The organism is Caballeronia sp. ATUFL_F1_KS4A, from assembly GCF_023630905.1.
GTDB classification, from domain to species: domain Bacteria; phylum Pseudomonadota; class Gammaproteobacteria; order Burkholderiales; family Burkholderiaceae; genus Caballeronia; species Caballeronia zhejiangensis.
On sequence record NZ_JALQEB010000044.1, the window covers coordinates 98,915 to 114,373 of the forward strand.

15 protein-coding genes are annotated in these 15,459 nt (G+C 63.6%); 10 read left to right on the forward strand and 5 right to left on the reverse strand.

Annotated elements, in window-relative coordinates:
- Positions 1–147: 147 nt before the first annotated feature.
- From NCS03_RS29320 to NCS03_RS29330, 3 genes are read left to right on the forward strand one after another with little or no spacing between them, the layout of a single operon-like run.
- Positions 148–717: a hypothetical protein gene (locus tag NCS03_RS29320; protein WP_250530363.1), complete on the forward strand. Its 570-nt coding sequence runs from the start codon at positions 148–150 to the stop codon at positions 715–717.
- A 26-nt stretch (positions 718–743) separates the two neighbouring features.
- Complete coding sequence (locus NCS03_RS29325; protein WP_250530364.1) at positions 744–1,322, forward strand: hypothetical protein; 579 nt, start codon at positions 744–746, stop codon at positions 1,320–1,322.
- Between the two features lie 33 nt (positions 1,323–1,355).
- Positions 1,356–1,895: a hypothetical protein gene (locus tag NCS03_RS29330; RefSeq protein WP_250530365.1), complete on the forward strand. Its 540-nt coding sequence runs from the start codon at positions 1,356–1,358 to the stop codon at positions 1,893–1,895.
- 6 nt (positions 1,896–1,901) lie between these two features.
- Here the strand turns inward: NCS03_RS29330 and NCS03_RS29335 are convergent, their stop codons facing one another.
- The 5 genes from NCS03_RS29335 to NCS03_RS29355 all read right to left on the reverse strand — a co-directional run bounded on the left by NCS03_RS29335 (position 1,902) and on the right by NCS03_RS29355 (position 7,490).
- Complete coding sequence (locus NCS03_RS29335) at positions 1,902–2,789, reverse strand: ABC transporter permease subunit (RefSeq protein ID WP_200889158.1); 888 nt, start codon at positions 2,787–2,789, stop codon at positions 1,902–1,904.
- Between the two features lie 10 nt (positions 2,790–2,799).
- Positions 2,800–3,615 (reverse strand): taurine ABC transporter ATP-binding protein, encoded by an 816-nt coding sequence (locus NCS03_RS29340; RefSeq protein ID WP_008345374.1) that lies wholly within the window; start codon positions 3,613–3,615, stop codon positions 2,800–2,802.
- A gap of 49 nt (positions 3,616–3,664) precedes the next feature.
- Positions 3,665–4,741 (reverse strand): taurine ABC transporter substrate-binding protein, encoded by a 1,077-nt coding sequence (tauA, locus tag NCS03_RS29345; protein WP_250530366.1) that lies wholly within the window; start codon positions 4,739–4,741, stop codon positions 3,665–3,667.
- A 210-nt stretch (positions 4,742–4,951) separates the two neighbouring features.
- Positions 4,952–6,199, reverse strand: coding sequence for an ABC transporter substrate-binding protein (locus NCS03_RS29350; RefSeq protein ID WP_502801555.1), 1,248 nt, complete (start codon positions 6,197–6,199; stop codon positions 4,952–4,954).
- Between the two features lie 40 nt (positions 6,200–6,239).
- Entirely contained in the window at positions 6,240–7,490 is a 1,251-nt protein-coding gene (locus NCS03_RS29355) for a DUF1479 domain-containing protein (RefSeq protein ID WP_175982419.1), read from the reverse strand.
- A 93-nt stretch (positions 7,491–7,583) separates the two neighbouring features.
- Between NCS03_RS29355 and NCS03_RS29360 the strand changes: the two genes are divergently transcribed.
- From NCS03_RS29360 to NCS03_RS29390, 7 genes are all read left to right on the forward strand, one after another.
- Complete coding sequence (locus tag NCS03_RS29360) at positions 7,584–8,525, forward strand: helix-turn-helix domain-containing protein (protein WP_008345370.1); 942 nt, start codon at positions 7,584–7,586, stop codon at positions 8,523–8,525.
- Between the two features lie 351 nt (positions 8,526–8,876).
- A complete protein-coding gene (locus tag NCS03_RS29365; RefSeq protein WP_250530367.1) occupies positions 8,877–9,551 on the forward strand; it encodes a PIG-L deacetylase family protein in 675 nt (224 codons plus the stop codon).
- On the forward strand, positions 9,544–10,491 hold the full coding sequence (locus NCS03_RS29370) for a glycosyltransferase family 2 protein (RefSeq protein WP_008345368.1): 948 nt from the start codon (positions 9,544–9,546) through the stop codon (positions 10,489–10,491). Before NCS03_RS29365 ends, NCS03_RS29370 begins: the two co-directional genes overlap by 8 nt.
- Positions 10,492–10,675: 184 nt before the next feature.
- Complete coding sequence (locus NCS03_RS29375) at positions 10,676–11,947, forward strand: glycosyltransferase family 4 protein (protein WP_250530368.1); 1,272 nt, start codon at positions 10,676–10,678, stop codon at positions 11,945–11,947.
- Positions 11,944–12,522, forward strand: a complete 579-nt coding sequence (locus NCS03_RS29380) for a D-glycero-alpha-D-manno-heptose-1,7-bisphosphate 7-phosphatase (protein ID WP_008345366.1) — start codon at positions 11,944–11,946, stop codon at positions 12,520–12,522. The genes NCS03_RS29375 and NCS03_RS29380 overlap by 4 nt, the downstream gene beginning before the upstream one ends.
- Positions 12,519–13,679, forward strand: coding sequence for a glycosyltransferase family 9 protein (locus NCS03_RS29385; protein ID WP_502801556.1), 1,161 nt, complete (start codon positions 12,519–12,521; stop codon positions 13,677–13,679). Before NCS03_RS29380 ends, NCS03_RS29385 begins: the two co-directional genes overlap by 4 nt.
- A gap of 3 nt (positions 13,680–13,682) precedes the next feature.
- A complete protein-coding gene (locus NCS03_RS29390) occupies positions 13,683–15,428 on the forward strand; it encodes a carbamoyltransferase family protein (RefSeq protein WP_250530369.1) in 1,746 nt (581 codons plus the stop codon).
- Positions 15,429–15,459: the final 31 nt, after the last annotated feature.

Here is a 15,459-nt window from a genome sequence, read left to right on the forward strand (position 1 = left end):
CAAAGACGAACGAGCCGACGGCGATTTGCAAAGCTATCCATGACTTCGCGGCGCTTGAAATAAGCGCATCGCGAACCTATGCTCATTGAACAGTCGAATCCGGTCCGCAAGCCCCATGCGGACGTCGTCAGTGGAAGGAGACGCCTCATGCGTCTGTCGCTTATCTTCGTGGTCCTGTCGGCCGTGAGCGCAATGTCCCTGCATGCGGACGCAGACGAGAGGCAGGACTGGCGACGACATCGCGACCAGCCCGCCCTGAAAGTATTCGATGCACAAGGCAAACTTATCGGACGCCTTGCTTCTTACGGCGGCTACGACGGCGTGTTCCTCACGATCGACCGCGCGCTCGTCTTCGCGCAGATCACGCGCCTGAACAACAACGGCGAAGCGTACGACTCGGCGAAATTCCAGTGGTCGACTTACGGACCATTCGACTACTCGACCGCCGATTGCAGCGGCTCGCCGATCATTCCTCCCGGCAGCGGCCCACGACCGTCGATCGCGATGAGAACGGGCGCGGACGTCACGCTCCTGATCGCGGGCGATACGGACTCGTCGCCCGCTCAGGTCGTCGCGGTCTTCGACGGCAAGCAGTGCACGCCGCCGCCGACTATCGGGCACATGCCGCCATCGACCGCGCCCGTGCCCGCATTCACGGCCGAGACGAACTATCCGCTGACGGCTCATTATCCCGAGCCGCTCACCATCAGATATTGATCGGGCACGATCGACGGAGACGCTTCATGTGTCGAATGCTTGTTGTGCTGCTCGTCCTGTGCGCGAGCGTGAGCGCCGCCGATGAACGCAATGAACGCGATAAACGCGACGATCGCGCGCATTCCGGCGAGAACACATTGCGCCAGCCGATGGTGTACGACGCACAGGGAAAGCGCGTCGGCCCGCTGGAGGTTTATTCGGGCGTCAACGGCGTGTATCTCGCGATAGACGGCGAGCCCGTCTTCGTGGCGGTGAATCACAAGCGCGTCGGTCCGTTGCAGTATTCGGCCTCGCAATACGAATGGGTCGGCTATACGTTCGTGCCGTACCCATCGCGCGATTGCACCGGAAGCGTCGCCGTCGCGGATGCCGGCAGCCCCGCTCCGGCGATGCCGCTCAGAGAAGGCGCCGACGTGACCGTCTATATCGCGGGCAAGCAAATGTCCGGCAACGTGCAAGTGTGGTCGTTCAGGCAGACAGATCCGTCTACCGGGGCGACGACCTGCCTGACGAGTCTGTCTGACCAAGGCGCCAACTACTGGGCCATCGAGCGCACGTATCCGCTGACGCAGCATTATCCCGAGCCGTTGCGCGTGGCTTATTGACGGAAGACGCGCACGGACCGCACGGAGACCGACATGAGGCACTGGCTGATCGGAGCGCTGATCGCGCTATACGCAACAACATCGCCCGCCGATGACTTCGCGCATCAGGCAAGGCATCGCCCTGTCAGGGTGTTCGATGCGAACGGTCACGTCATCGGCGATCTCACGATCTTCGCCGCGCAAAACGGCGTCGCGCTGACGGCCGGAGACGCAACCGCCGTGATTCCCATTGCACGCGTACAGGACGCGACCTTTCACTTTTCCGCGACCGACTTCAACTGGCTCGCGACGAAGGTCGTCGATTTCGCATCGTCCGATTGCAGCGGTGATCCGATCCTCGACTCGCTCAACGGACCGCGCGCCGCGCTCGCGGTCAGACGCGGCAACGACGTCACCGTGTACTTCGCGGCCGAAGGCGTCACGCAGTCGTTCCAGGCGAATTCGGCGCTCGATCCGAACGCGGCGAACGGATGCCGTCCGTTCACGGCATCCATCACGCTTTCGGGCTTCAAGGTCGGCGCGACGCTCACGATCAGCCGCACGCATCCCGAGCCGCTCAGGATCGGCTATTGAAAGGCATCACACGCGGCCTTTCCACGGCACCATCGCTTTTTCCAGATACCGCATCAGCAGATCGAAGCAAAGCGCGAAGAAGCCGATCACGATGATGCCCATGATGACGACATCGCTCGCAAGAAACTCGGCCGCGTTGAGCACCATGAAGCCGAGACCGCGCGTCGAAGCGACCATCTCCGCCGCGACGAGCGTCGTCCAGCCGACGCCGATGCCGATACGCATGCCCGTGAAAATCTCCGGCAGCGCGGACTTGAGGATCACATGCGTGACGACCTGCGTGCGCGACGCGCCCATCGAATACGCGGCGTGGATCTGCTCGATCGACACCGAGCGCACGCCCGCGCGCGCGGCGATCGCGAGCGGCGCGAAGATCGCGAGATAGATCAGGAAGATCTTGGAGAACTCGCCGATGCCGAACCAGATGATGATGAGCGGCAAATACGCGAGCGGCGGCAGCGGCCGGTAAAACTCGATCGGCGGATCGAACACGCCGCGCGCGTGCCGCGAGACGCCCATCATCACGCCGACCGGAATCGCCGTCGCACACGCGAGCGCGAATGCGCCGAACACGCGCAGCAAGCTCGCGACGACGTGTTCCGCGAGCGTCGAGTTCGCGAAGCCATCGCTCGCCACCGCGATGAACTTCGCATAGACCGCTTGCGGCGACGGAAGAAAGAGCGGCTTGACCCAGTGCATGCCGGTGATCAGAAACCAGCCGGCCACGAGCACGGCGACGGTCGCGATGCTCATCGCGAAGCTGCTGCCGTAGCCTGGCACGCCGAACGTGTCGCCCGGCTTCACCGGCTTCTTCTTCGATTGCCGCGCGGGCCGGCCCGGCGGACGCCGCGATGCGCCGATGCCGCTGTCGATCGCGGGACCCGGCACCGTCATCGATGCGCGCTTAACCATGATGAATCTCCTCCGCATGATGAGCGGCGCGCTCGTCGCCGTAGATGATGCCGAGCACCCGCTCGCGCATCTCGATGAAATCGGGGCTGGACTTGATCGCGCGCGCATCGCGTGTGGCGAGGAAGCGGCGGTTGAAATCGAGATCGTAGCTATGCGTGATGCGGCCCGGACGCGGCGACATCACGATCAGCCTGCTCGCCAGAAAAAGCGCCTCCTCGACGCTATGCGTGATGAAGAACAACATCTTCTGCGTGCGCTGCCAGACATCGAGCAGCAGCTCCTGGATGGTCTCGCGCGTGAGGGCATCGAGCGCGGCCATCGGCTCGTCCATCAGCAGCATCGCCGGATCGCAGGTCAGCGCGCGCGCAATGCCGACGCGCTGCTGCATGCCGCCCGACAGCTGATAAATCATGTGCCGATGAAAATCCTGAAGGCCGACGAGCGCGAGATTGCGCTTCGCGATGTCCTCGCGCTGCGCCTTCGGCACGCCTTGCAGCTTCAGGCCGAAGGTCGCGTTGTCGAGCACGTTGAGCCACGGCAAGAGCGCGTGCTTCTGGAACACAACGCCGCGATCGGCGCCCGGCCCTTCTACCGGCCTGCCGTTGAGCAGCATCTCACCCGATGACGGCGCGATGAAACCCGCCATCAGCGATAAAAGCGTCGTCTTGCCGCAACCCGACGCACCCAGCGCGACGACGAATTCGCCATCGCCGATAGTGAGATCGATGCCGTCGAGCGCTTGCACGCGCTCGCCCGGGCGTCGGCCCGGAAACACCACGCTCACGTTCTTCACCTGCATGCAACCCATATGTCCTCCGGACTCGGATGTGCCAAGGGCAAGCGGCGCGCGGCCGGGCTTATTTCAGTTTTTCCGCGGCTTCGACGTATTCCGCCGTCACGAACTTCGAATAGTCCGGCAGCACGGCGTCGACGCGCTTCTGCTGCTTCAGGAAGTCCGCCGTGTCCTTGAGCGCGAAGGCCGCGCGGCTCGATGCGCCGCCGCCGAGCCACTGCTTCGTCGCCTGCTCCTGCGCCGACGGATAGCCATACAGCGAAAGCGAGCCCGGCACGTCGGCCGGCGCGCCGCCGATCGTCTTCGCGATGGCCGCGGCCTGCTGCGACTGCGCGGTCCATTTGGCCGGATCGTTGCGGTATTGCGCATCGAGATCGGAGATGGCCTTGACGAACTTCGCCATGAAGTCCTTGTGCGCTTCGCCCCACGCACGATCGACCGCGATGCCGTCGAACGTCGGCTTGCCGAGCTTGGACAGATCGCCCGACGTAATCAGCACCTTGCCGCTCTTCTTGAGTTGCGAGAGCGCCGGATCCCACACGTAGGCAGCGTCGATATCGCCGCGCTCCCACGCCGCCGCGATCTGATTCGGCTGCATGTTGAGAATCTTCACCGACGACGGATCGATGCCCCAGTGCTGCAGCGCGAACATCGTGTGATAGTGCGTCGTCGAGACGAACGGGACGCCGATGGTCTTGCCCTTCAGATCCGCCGGCTTGGCGATGCCCGAGCCGTTGCGCACGACCATCGCCTCGGCTTCGTTGATGTTGTCGAGAATCCAGAAGAGCTGCGCGTCCACGCCCTGGCTGACGGCGGCGGCGAGCGGGCTGGAGCCGATCACGCCGATCTTGATGTCGCCCGAGGCCATCGCGGTCGCCACCTTCGCGCCGGATTCGAATTGCCGCCAGTTGATCTTGTAGCCGGTCGCCTTGGCGATGGAGCCATCGGCGATGCCGACGACCCAGGGATCGACGATCTGCTGATACGCGATCGTCACTTCCTTGTCTTCGGCGTTCGCGGCCTGCGCGCCGCCCCACGCGCACACGGCGACGACGAGTGTCGCCAGCGCGCGCGCCGGCGAGAACTTTCTAAACAACTTGCCCGGCAGGCGTTTCAAGCCACAGACGCGGATCGTGTTCATGACGGTTCCTGGAGAAGTGGAAAATCGGGCTCGCCGGCGCGGCATTCCCCGTTTCGGTGCGGTCCGTCGCGCAAGCGGCGAACCGATGACCGAGTATCCACAGCGAAAAATCCAGGAAGTTAGTGCCAGACGGGAACAATCGTTGAGTCCACATTCCGTCGGGCGGCGGGAAGGCTTCTTATGAAGGCGTCGGCGCTACGGATGCGCCTTTTATTTAATCTTCGCGGCGGCGGCGAGCTTGCGCACGCCTTCCTTCGCATCCTCGTTCGAGTTCATGAAATTCGTCACGACGTCGGTGATCGCGCCCGCCGTCACCGGCGATTGAAGTTCGCCGAAAGCCAGCGAAGGCAGGAAGCCGCCCGACTTGATCGTCGCCTGCTCGTCCGCGCGAGACTTCTTCGCGCAGCTGTCGAACTTGTCCATCGGCACATCGAGGCGAACGGGAATCGAACCCTTGTTGAGGCTGAACTGTTCCTGGAATTCGGGCGACATGATCGTCCTCGCCATCGCGATCTGTCCCGGCGTCGCATCCTTCTTCCCGTTCTGCTGGAAGAACACGAAGGTATCCGCCGTGTACGTGTAGGCGTTCGACGTGCCCGGAGCGGGCGCGCAGACGAAGTCGACGTCCGCCTTCTTGCTCGCGTTCGCGAATTCGCCCTTGGCCCAGTCGCCCATGAACTGCATGCCGCCCGAGCCCGAGATCACCATCGCGGTGGCGAGATTCCAGTCGCGGCCGTGATAGGCCTTGTCGAAGTAAGTGCGTATCTTCTGCACCGTCTCGAAGACCTGAATCATTTGCGGCGACGTGAGCGTCTTCTGATCGAGATCGATGAGCGCCTTGCGATAGAAGTCCGTGCCTTGCGACAGCACGACCGTCTCCCAGATGGTCATGTCCTGCCACGGCTGACCGCCATGCGCGACAGGCGTGATGCCCGCCGCGCGAAATTTGTCGGCAAGGGCGAAGAACTCCGGCCACGTCGTGGGCGGCTTGCCGCCGACCTTGTCGAGATCCGCCTTGTTGATCCACAGCCAGTTGATCCGATGCACCGAGAACGGCGCGGCGACGTAATGTCCGCCCGACTTCATCGCGTTGTCGATCTGCGCGGGCGTGTGGGCTTTCCAGTCGGCCGCGGCCTGATCGATCGCGACGACCACGCCCTGATCGGCCCAGTCCTGAATCAGCGGTCCTTTGATCTGCGCGGCGGAGGGCGCGTTGCCCGAGATCACCTGTGTCTTCAGCGCGGTCATGGCCGCCGTGCCCGATCCGCCCGCGACGGCGAAGTCCTTCCATTCGTATCCTTGCTTGCTCATGTCGTCCTTGAGCACGCGGATCGCTTTCGATTCGCCGCCGGAAGTCCACCAGTGCAGGACCGAGATCTGTTCGGCGGCCGTTACCGCGTGCGTGCCGGCGATGAACATCGCGACGGCTGCCGCAACCGACATCGTTGATCGTTTCATTGCTTGTCTCCGGGTTTTATTTATTCATGAAGCGACGCGTTCACGCGCGCTGTTCGAATCCGAGTTGCGACTTGCCGAGCGGCGTCAGGTCGTCGGGCGTCGCGCGGCCTTCGAAATCGACTTCGAAATGATCGCCTGGAAAATCGGGCGGGCTTTCGCCCTTCAGGAAGCTCGGCAATTGACGCTTCAGATACGCGTCGTTTTTGGCGCATCCGGGCGCGGAAGCGATGTACATGACGTTGCTGTAGCCGGCGCCCTTGTGTTCGTCTTCGACCGCGTGAATGACGTCGCTATGCCAGAACACGGTGTCGCCCGCATCCATCTTCGGGATCGACGACAGCGCCTCGAACAGCGGCGCGTGAAACTCCGGCCTGATCGACAGCGCGCGTCCGGGCATCGCGCCGCACAGGTCGTCGTCGGCGACGTCGTCCTGAAGCGCGCGCAGCAGGATGTACACCATCGCGTTGGCGATGGGCACGAGCTGCAGCGTGCCGTCGCCCGGACCTTGCGGCGTCAATGCGGTCCAGCCCTGGAACGTGCGGAACATCGAACACACGGCCGGCGATGCGATCTCTTCGACATCGGGACGGAAAGCGGCATCGAACGCATCGTAATCGCGCCAGTTGCCCGCGAAGACGTGGCGATACACCTTGCGGAAATTGCCTTCGATCCAGCGCTCGACCGAGCCGCCATCGCAATGCGCCGACAAGCCGAGCGACGCGGAACCGGGCGGCCGCCGGCGCAGACGGTCGGCATAAACCGGCACATGTTCCGGGTCGAAGTGAACGCGTCCTTCGCTCTCGTTGCGCCAGAGCTTGTTGAGAAACACGCGCGCCGCGGTCAGCGACTCCGACTGGCGCGCCAGCACTTGAGGCTTCGACCAGTACACGCCGTAGATTTGCGGCTTGCTCGACGCGAGCTGACCGAAGTACTTGTCTTCGGCGCGGTTTTCGAGGCGCTTGTCGAGGCGATTTCGTTCGACGTAATGCGCGATGTCTTCATCCCATTGCTGTACCTGTGCGCGTGGAAAGACATTGCGGATCACGCACGCGCCGCTCGACTTGACGAGCGCGATCTGCTCGCCGCTCACGCGCCCTTCGGTGATGTCGGCGAACTGAATTTCCGGAATGACGTCTTCGCCGCGATCGCGCCGCGCGGCGATCCGCTTCGCTTCCTCGCCGATCGTCTGCTCGACTTGCGCGAACACTTCGCGGTAGTTCGGCAGCGCGGCGCGCAGTTCCTTTTTTGCTTGCCGGATCGCGCCCGGCAAGTCATCGATTTTCAGCGCCATGATCGTCTCCACATGAATTGCCGTGGACACAGCATATGATGCGTCCGTCTGCGGCGGTGATACGATTCAGGCAATTCATTTGCGTTTTCGGCCATGAAACCAGCCTACGAGCATGTCGAATTCGGCGCGGACTGTTCGGTGCGGGTTTACCATCGGCGGCTCGCGCGTATTCCATTCGAATGGCATCACCATCCGGAATACGAGCTGACGCTGACGATGAACAGTCACGGCAAGCGCTATATCGGCGATTCGGTGAACGACTATCAGGCCGAGGATCTCGTCCTCGTGCCGCCTGATTTGCCGCATACGTGGTCGTCGAACCGGTCGATCGACTCGTCGTTGCCGCAAGTCGCCATCGTCATCTGGTTCGACGGCGACTGGGCGCGGCGCATGGCGGACTGCTGCCGCGAATACGAGCCGCTTCGCAAGCTCCTGCGCCGTGCGGCGTGCGGGCTGGCGTTCGAGCCTCCCGCCGGCGAACGGATGCGCAGCCGTCTCGAACAGTTGCTCTCGACCGCGCCGCGCGAACGCCTGAGCGCCGCGCTCGATGTCCTGTGCACGCTCGCCGATGCGCCGGGCCATCCGCTCGCGTCGCCGAGCGCTTTCAATCAGACGAACGCGGGGCCGTCCGGTCACGAGCCCGAGCGCATCAATCGCGTTCTTTCGATGATCGATGCGCGCTTTGCCGAACCGCTCCGGCTATCGGAGCTATGTGAAGCGGCGAGCCTTTCGGAGCGCACCTTGACGCGCTATTTCGTGCAGCACATCGGCGAGAGCGTCGGGCGATACATCGCTCGGGTTCGAATCGGCCATGCGTGCCGGATGCTGGGCGACACGTCCCTGCCGATATCGGTCATCGCCGCGCGCTCGGGATTTGCGAACGTCGCCAACTTCAATCGGCAATTCAAGGCCGCGAAGCAAACGACGCCGGCGGAGTACCGGCGTCAGTTCATCGATGCAGGCGCGCTCGTCAAGGACACGGCGAACAGCCTGACCGAACGGCCGCCTTCGCTTCAGCAGAAGCGGCGGCGTTGAAGTTATCGCGATGCGCTGAGCCTATGCCCTGCATCGCGCGACAATCTCAGATAGCCCGCGATCGTCCGGCTCGCCTTCTTGTGCGCCGGCGTGCTCACGCTCTTGTTAAGCGTCGGTCGCGGCCGATGCGCCTGGGTCGGAGCGGACCCCGGCGGTGCCTTCATGCGAATGGGCTGAAGTCGTCTCCGCGTTGCGATTAGCTTGGGTTCCTAATCAATCGACACGCGCCGACCGCGCACGATCAGACGATTACCTGCAGACCGGCGCGTCGAGGCACGCACATTGCGCAGTGGCTTCGGATCGATTCATCGAAAGCAACCGGCCATGCCTCTCTCCGCTCAAAGAACCCTGGTGATTTCCCCGCATCTCGACGATGCCGTCTTCAGTTGCGGCGCCCTGCTCGCCGCGTCGCCGGGCGCATCCGTCTGCACGATATTCGCGGGTGCGCCGGACACGGCGCTCGCCACCGACTGGGACGCGCAGTGCGGCTTCGCGGACGCACATCAGGCGATGCGCGAGCGCCGTGTCGAAGACAAAGCCGCGCTGCACGTCCTGGGCGCTCGCGCCGTGCATCTCGGCTTTCTCGACTCCCAATACACGCAAGGCGGCACGAGCGCGACCACCGCCAAGATCGCTTCGGCCATTCGCGACGTGATGCGCGAGATGGATTGCACCACGCTCCTCATCCCGCTCGGCCTCTTTCATTCCGACCACGCGCTGGTTCATACGGCCGCGCGCGAGGCGTGCCTTTCGGACGCGACGGCATGCATTGCGTACGAAGACTGTCTATATCGGCGCATGGATGGCCTCGTGCAGCAACGGCTCGTCGAGCTCATCGGAAGCGGCATCGAAGCGACGCCGCTGCTCGATCCGATCGATGCCGCCACGCTCTCGCGCTGCATCGAAGCGAAGCAACGCGCGGTGCAATGTTATGCGAGTCAGCTCAAAGCCTTCGGGCCCCACGGCTATGACGACGTGCTCGCGCCCGAACGCTTCTGGACTCTGCGAGCCGTCGACCATGGCTGAACCGGCAACACTTTCCGAGCCCGATCGCGCGCGGCTCACCGTCGTCGTGCTGACGTACAACAGAGCCGATCAGGTGCTCGACACGCTCGCAAGACTTGCCGCGCTGCCGGACCGCATCCGCATCGTAGCGGTCGATAATGCGTCCACCGACGGCACGGCCGAGCGCATTGCGGCGCAGTTTCCATCGGTCGAACTCGTCGTGGCGCCGGACAATCTCGGCGCCGCCGGACGCAATCTCGGCGTCGCTCGCGTCGCGACGGAGTACGTCGCATTCTGCGATGACGACACCTGGTGGAGCGCCGGATCGCTGTCGCGCGCCGTCGCGATCCTCGACGCGGCGCCGCGCGTCGCGGTGCTCAACGCGCGCGTCGTCGTCGGTGCCGACGGCGCGGCGGACGAGACCTGCCAACGAATGCGCGAAAGCCCGCTGCCGCATCGCGGCTTGCCCGGTCCCGCGCTCGTCGGCTTCATGGCGGGCGCGTGCGTGTTCCGCACCGACGTCTTCCGGCAAGTCGGCGGCTACGAGCCCAGGCTTTTCATCGGCGGAGAAGAAACGCTCGTCTCGCTGGATGTCCTGTCCGCCGGCTACGAGATGGTCTATATGGATGACCTCGTCCTTCATCACCATCCCTCACCGCTGCGCGACAGCGCACAACGGCGCAGGCTCCTCGCGCGCAACGCCGCGTGGGTCGCATGGATGCGCCTGCCATTCGACCAAGCCCTTCACGCCACCGGAAAAGCCTTCCTCGTGGCATGGCGCGAGCGCACGCTGATGCGCGATTTACCGATCCTCGCAAGCGGCATCGCTTGGGCGATGACCAGGCGCCGCGTGATCCCCTCGCGCGTCCAGGACATGCGCCGCGTCGTGCGCGAAGACGATTTGCGCCGCGCCAGGCAGACGAAATCGTCGGCGTCTTTCGGTTCTACACGCCCCACGTAAAAACGCGTGCGTCGCGCGACGAACCAAACGAAATTTGGTTCGTCCCGCATCGAACCGCAAATCGTTTCGCAGTTCTCGCCAGTTCGACAACGAGTGGCACAGGGAATGCTGAACGCTGGTGACTGATCCACGCGATGGCGCGCCGCGCACACGCACATTGGGATCGCAAGATAAGGGGACTTCCGTGAAAATCGCATTGATCAGTGAGCACGCATCGCCCTTGGCGATCGCGGGTGGCGTAGACAGCGGCGGGCAAAACATCTATGTGGCGAATGTCGCGCGTCAGCTCGTTCGCATCGGTCACGACGTCGATGTGTTCACGCGTTGCGACCGTTCGTTATTGCCGCTCGTCTCGCGCTTCGAAAACATCCGCGTGATAAATGTACCGGCCGGTCCGCCCGTGCAGTTGCCGAAGGAACAGCTTCTGCCGCATATGGATGCGTTCGCCGGCTTCATGATCGACTTCATGAAGAACGAAGCGCAACCGTATGACATCGTGCACGCGAACTTCTTCATGTCGGGCCTCGTGGGTCTGCGCATCAAGGACGCGCTCGGCGTGCCGCTCGTCACGACGTTTCATGCGCTGGGGCGCGTGCGACGCCTGCATCAAGGCGAATCGGACGGCTTTCCCGATGCGCGCTTCGATATAGAAGACGAGCTCGTCAGGCGCTCCGATTCGGTCATCGCCGAATGTCCCCAGGACGAGAACGATCTGATTCATCTGTACGACGCCGATCCCGCGCGCATCGACCTCGTGCCGTGCGGCTTCGATCGCGCGGAGTTCCATCCGCTAGACAAGGCGGCAGCGAGAGAACGTCTCGGCTGGCCGCAAGACCGGTTCATCGTGCTGCAACTCGGGCGCATGGTGCCGCGCAAGGGCGTCGACAATGTCGTGCGCGCGCTCGGCATGCTACACGGTGAGCATGGCGAAAGTGCCGAGCTTTATGTGGCGGGCGGCAATTCCGACGAAGCGAACGAGAACGCGACGCCGGAGATCGGCAGGCTGCGCGGGGTCGCGCGCCAATGCGGCATCGAAGAGCATGTTCACTTCGTGGGCCGTCATGGACGAGGTGAACTGAAGCACTTCTATAACGCAGCCGATGTCTTCGTGACGACGCCGTGGTATGAGCCGTTCGGCATCACGCCGCTGGAGGCGATGGCTTGCGGGCGGCCCGTCATCGGTGCTGCTGTCGGCGGCATTCGCTACTCGGTGGCGCACGGAGAAACCGGCTTGCTCGTGCCGCCGAAGAATCCGGCCGCGCTCGCGGATGCGCTCGTCACGCTCAAGCGAGATGCCGCGCTCGCCACGCGAATGGGCGAAGCGGGCCTCGCCCGCGCGAACGCAATGTTCACATGGTCGAGCGTCGCGCAGGCGCTCGCACAGGTCTACGTGCGACTTGCGGGCGAGGAAGGACAAGCCGCCGCGCGCGTTGCCATGGGCGGAGCCGCACGATGACGCAACCACTGCGGCCTGCGATCTTCATCGACAAGGACGGCACCTTGCTCGACGATGTGCCCTGGAACGTCGATCCGCTGAAGATGCGCCTCGCGCCGGGCGCGCTCGACGCGTTGCGCCTGTTTTCGTGGCTCGAACTGCCGATCTTCGTAATCAGCAATCAGAGCGGCGTCGCGCTCGGCAAGTTCGACTTGCAGGCACTCGATCGCGTCGAAGCGCGTTTGCGTGAACTCGCAGCCGAAGCGGGCGCGTCGTTCGCCGGCATTTACTGGTGCCCGCATCATCCGCGGGGCGTCGTGCCTGAATTCACGCGCGCGTGTGAATGCCGCAAGCCCGCGCCCGGCCTGCTGTTGCGTGCGGCGCGCGAGCATGGCATCGATCTTTCGCAGAGCTGGTTCATCGGCGACATTCTCGATGACGTCGAAGCCGGTCATCGCGCGGGCTGCCGCAGTGCGCTGATCGATAACGGCAACGAAACCGAATGGCTCAAAGGCGTTGGACGCGAGCCGGATATCGTTGCGAAGGACCTGTACGAGGCGGCGATTGCAGTCGTCAATGCGGAGTGTCCCGCATGAAGCCCATGCTTGCACCCGTCGTCGAAGCGCATGCGCGCAAGAGCGCCGCGAGCCAGGCGCGCGAATGGGGCGCGGATGTCAAGCGCATTCTCTGCATCCGTCTCGACAATCTCGGCGACGTGCTGATGACGACGCCCGCGCTGCACGCGTTACGCGCCGCGCAGCCGGGCAGGCATCTGACCTTGCTCGCATCGCGTTCGGGCAAGGCGACGGCGCCTTTCATCGATGCAATCGACGATGTGATCGAATACGACGCGCCGTGGGTCAAGCAGGATGCGCCCATCGACGCCCTCGCCGATCTCGCCATGCGTGCGCGCCTTGCATCGGCGCATTTCGATGCAGCGGTGATCTTCAGCGTCTACAGCCAGAATCCGCTGCCCGCGGCCATGTTGTGTCATCTCGCCGGCATTCCGCTGCGGCTCGCGCATTGCCGCGAGAATCCGTATGGTTTGCTCACCGACTGGGTTCAGGAGACTGAACCGCAGCACGGCACACGGCATGAAGTGGAGCGGCAACTCGCTCTCGTCGCAAGAGTCGGTGCGAAAGCCGACGATACGCGCATGCGCTTCTCCGTGCGCCCCGCCGATATCGACTCGCTGACGCAAAAGCTCATCGCCCGCGATGTCGATATGGACGCACCGTTCATCGTCGTGCATCCGGGTGCGAGCGCGGAATCGCGCCGCTATCCCGTCGAACGCTTCGCCGAAACGATCGAACGTCTCGGCGCTCAATTGGAATGGCCGATTCTCGTGACGGGCTCGCGAAGCGAAAGTCACTTGTGCCGCGCCGCCTGCGGCACGAGTCCCTACGCGCACGATCTGTCCGGCGTGCTCGAACTCGGCGAACTCGCCGCGCTCATCCAGCGCGCTCGCGTTCTCATCTCGAACAACAGCGGACCGGTGCATCTCGCATCCGCGCTGGGCGCGCCCGTCGTGGATCTCTACGCACTCACGAATCCGCAGCACATGCCGTGGCAAACATCGCATCGCGTGCTGTATCACGATGTCTCGTGCCGCTGGTGCTATCGCAGCGTGTGTCCCGAAGGCCATCACGCGTGCCTTGTCGGCGTCGAGGTAGACGAGGTTGTCTCCGCCGCGCTCGAGCTCATCGAAGAAGAACATGCATCGCCCGTCCATCCGATAACACAGGCAAGCTAAGCTATGTACACACTTGGAATCAACGCGGTTTATCACGACAGCGCCGCGGCGCTGGTCAAGGACGGCGTCGTCATCGCGGCGGCCGAGGACGAGCGCTTCACGCACGTCAAGCATGCGAAACGGCCGGTGCCGTTTTCCACATGGCAGCTTCCGTTCGATGCAATCGACTATTGCCTGAAGGAAGCGGGCATCGAACTCGCGGATGTGGATCACATCGCGTATTCGTACGATCCGCATCTGTTTTCCGGCATGCCGAAGGACGCAAACGCGAACATATCCCTGCCGATGATGCCCTCGGCGCAAGCGATGACGAACCCGTCCGAATCGCCCTGGGATCCGCTGTTCCTGAGCTATATCGTCAATGCGAAGGGTCAGTTGATCGACGGCGCGCCGCATCATCTGAAGCGGCGTTTCCTAAGCGGCGGACGCGCCCCGCGCTTCGCGTGGCATAACGTCGATCATCATCTCTGTCACGAAGCGAGCGCGTTTCTCGCCGCACCTTTCGACGACACCGCCGTACTTACGATGGACGGTCGCGGCGAAGGCGTCACGACGAGTCTCGGGCAATTCGTGAATGGCGAATACACGCGCATCAAGCAAGTGGAACTGCCGCACTCGCTCGGCCTGCTCTATGAAACGGTGACGGGCTATCTCGGCTTCCTGCACTCGTCCGACGAGTACAAGGTGATGGCGCTCGCGTCGTTCGGCAAGCCCGCGTATGTCGATCAGTTTCGCGAGATCGTGAAGTATCGCCGCGACGGCAGCTATACCGTCGATGCGCCGCGTCTCGTCGAGCGCTTCGGTCCCGCGCGCGAACGCGGCGGCCCGCTCACGCAGCATCATTTCGATATCGCGCATTCATTGCAGGTCGTTCTGGAAGAGACCGCGCTCGAACTCGCGAAGTGGCTGCACGAACGTACGGGTCTGAAGAATCTCGCGATGGCGGGCGGCGTCGCGCTCAACTGCGTGATGAACGCGCGCCTGCGCGATCGCGGACCGTTCGATGAAATCTGGGTTCAGCCCGCCGCCGGCGATGCGGGCACGGCGCTCGGCGCTGCCTTGTGGACCGACTATCAGCAACGCGCGAAGACCGGCGATCGCGGTCGAAAATGGCGCATGGATCACGCATATCTCGGACCGTCGTTCGATGACGACGAGATCGAAACCTTCCTCAAGTGGACGCGCGCGCCGTATCGCAAGCTCACGAATATCGCCGAAGAAACCGCGGACATTCTCGCGCAGAACCGCGTCATCGGCTGGTATCAGGGACGCACCGAGTTCGGCCCGCGTGCGCTCGGCGCGCGTTCGATTCTGGCATCGCCCATCGATGCGTCCATGCAGGCGCGCCTGAACGAGATCAAGGATCGCGAGGACTTTCGTCCGGTTGCGCCCGTCGTGATGGAAGAGCACGCAGCCGACTGGTTCGTCGATGCACGCGTCGCGCCGTTCATGCTCTTCGTGTTCGACGTGCGCGACGACATGAAGACGCGCATTCCCGCGGTCACGCATATCGACGGCACCGCGCGCGTGCAGACCGTCAATCGCGCGCAGCATCCGCTTTACTACGATCTGCTCGCGGCGTTCAAGGCGCGCACGGGCGTGCCGGTTGTCGTCAATACATCGTTCAATACGCGCGGCGAGCCGATGGTGAATACGCCGCGCGACGCACTCGAATCGTTCTGGACGTCGCCGCTCGATGCGCTCGTGATCGGCTCGTTCCTTGTCGAAAAGCCGGGCGCGCACGCATGAGCACCTACGCCGAACTCTTCGATCACGGCGC

What these genes read in the sequence shown, in the direction of transcription:
- tauA (WP_250530366.1), bottom strand. Translation starts at nt 4,741, where the DNA reads ATGAACACGATCCGCGTCTGTGGCTTGAAACGCCTGCCGGGCAAGTTG.
- NCS03_RS29385 (WP_502801556.1), top strand. Translation starts at nt 12,519, where the DNA reads ATGAAGCCCATGCTTGCACCCGTCGTCGAAGCGCATGCGCGCAAGAGC.
- NCS03_RS29355 (WP_175982419.1), bottom strand. Translation starts at nt 7,490, where the DNA reads ATGGCGCTGAAAATCGATGACTTGCCGGGCGCGATCCGGCAAGCAAAA.
- NCS03_RS29350 (WP_502801555.1), bottom strand. Translation starts at nt 6,199, where the DNA reads ATGAAACGATCAACGATGTCGGTTGCGGCAGCCGTCGCGATGTTCATC.
- NCS03_RS29370 (WP_008345368.1), top strand. Translation starts at nt 9,544, where the DNA reads ATGGCTGAACCGGCAACACTTTCCGAGCCCGATCGCGCGCGGCTCACC.
- NCS03_RS29335 (WP_200889158.1), bottom strand. Translation starts at nt 2,789, where the DNA reads ATGACGGTGCCGGGTCCCGCGATCGACAGCGGCATCGGCGCATCGCGG.
- NCS03_RS29360 (WP_008345370.1), top strand. Translation starts at nt 7,584, where the DNA reads ATGAAACCAGCCTACGAGCATGTCGAATTCGGCGCGGACTGTTCGGTG.
- NCS03_RS29325 (WP_250530364.1), top strand. Translation starts at nt 744, where the DNA reads ATGTGTCGAATGCTTGTTGTGCTGCTCGTCCTGTGCGCGAGCGTGAGC.
- NCS03_RS29390 (WP_250530369.1), top strand. Translation starts at nt 13,683, where the DNA reads ATGTACACACTTGGAATCAACGCGGTTTATCACGACAGCGCCGCGGCG.
- NCS03_RS29380 (WP_008345366.1), top strand. Translation starts at nt 11,944, where the DNA reads ATGACGCAACCACTGCGGCCTGCGATCTTCATCGACAAGGACGGCACC.
- NCS03_RS29330 (WP_250530365.1), top strand. Translation starts at nt 1,356, where the DNA reads ATGAGGCACTGGCTGATCGGAGCGCTGATCGCGCTATACGCAACAACA.
- NCS03_RS29320 (WP_250530363.1), top strand. Translation starts at nt 148, where the DNA reads ATGCGTCTGTCGCTTATCTTCGTGGTCCTGTCGGCCGTGAGCGCAATG.
- NCS03_RS29340 (WP_008345374.1), bottom strand. Translation starts at nt 3,615, where the DNA reads ATGGGTTGCATGCAGGTGAAGAACGTGAGCGTGGTGTTTCCGGGCCGA.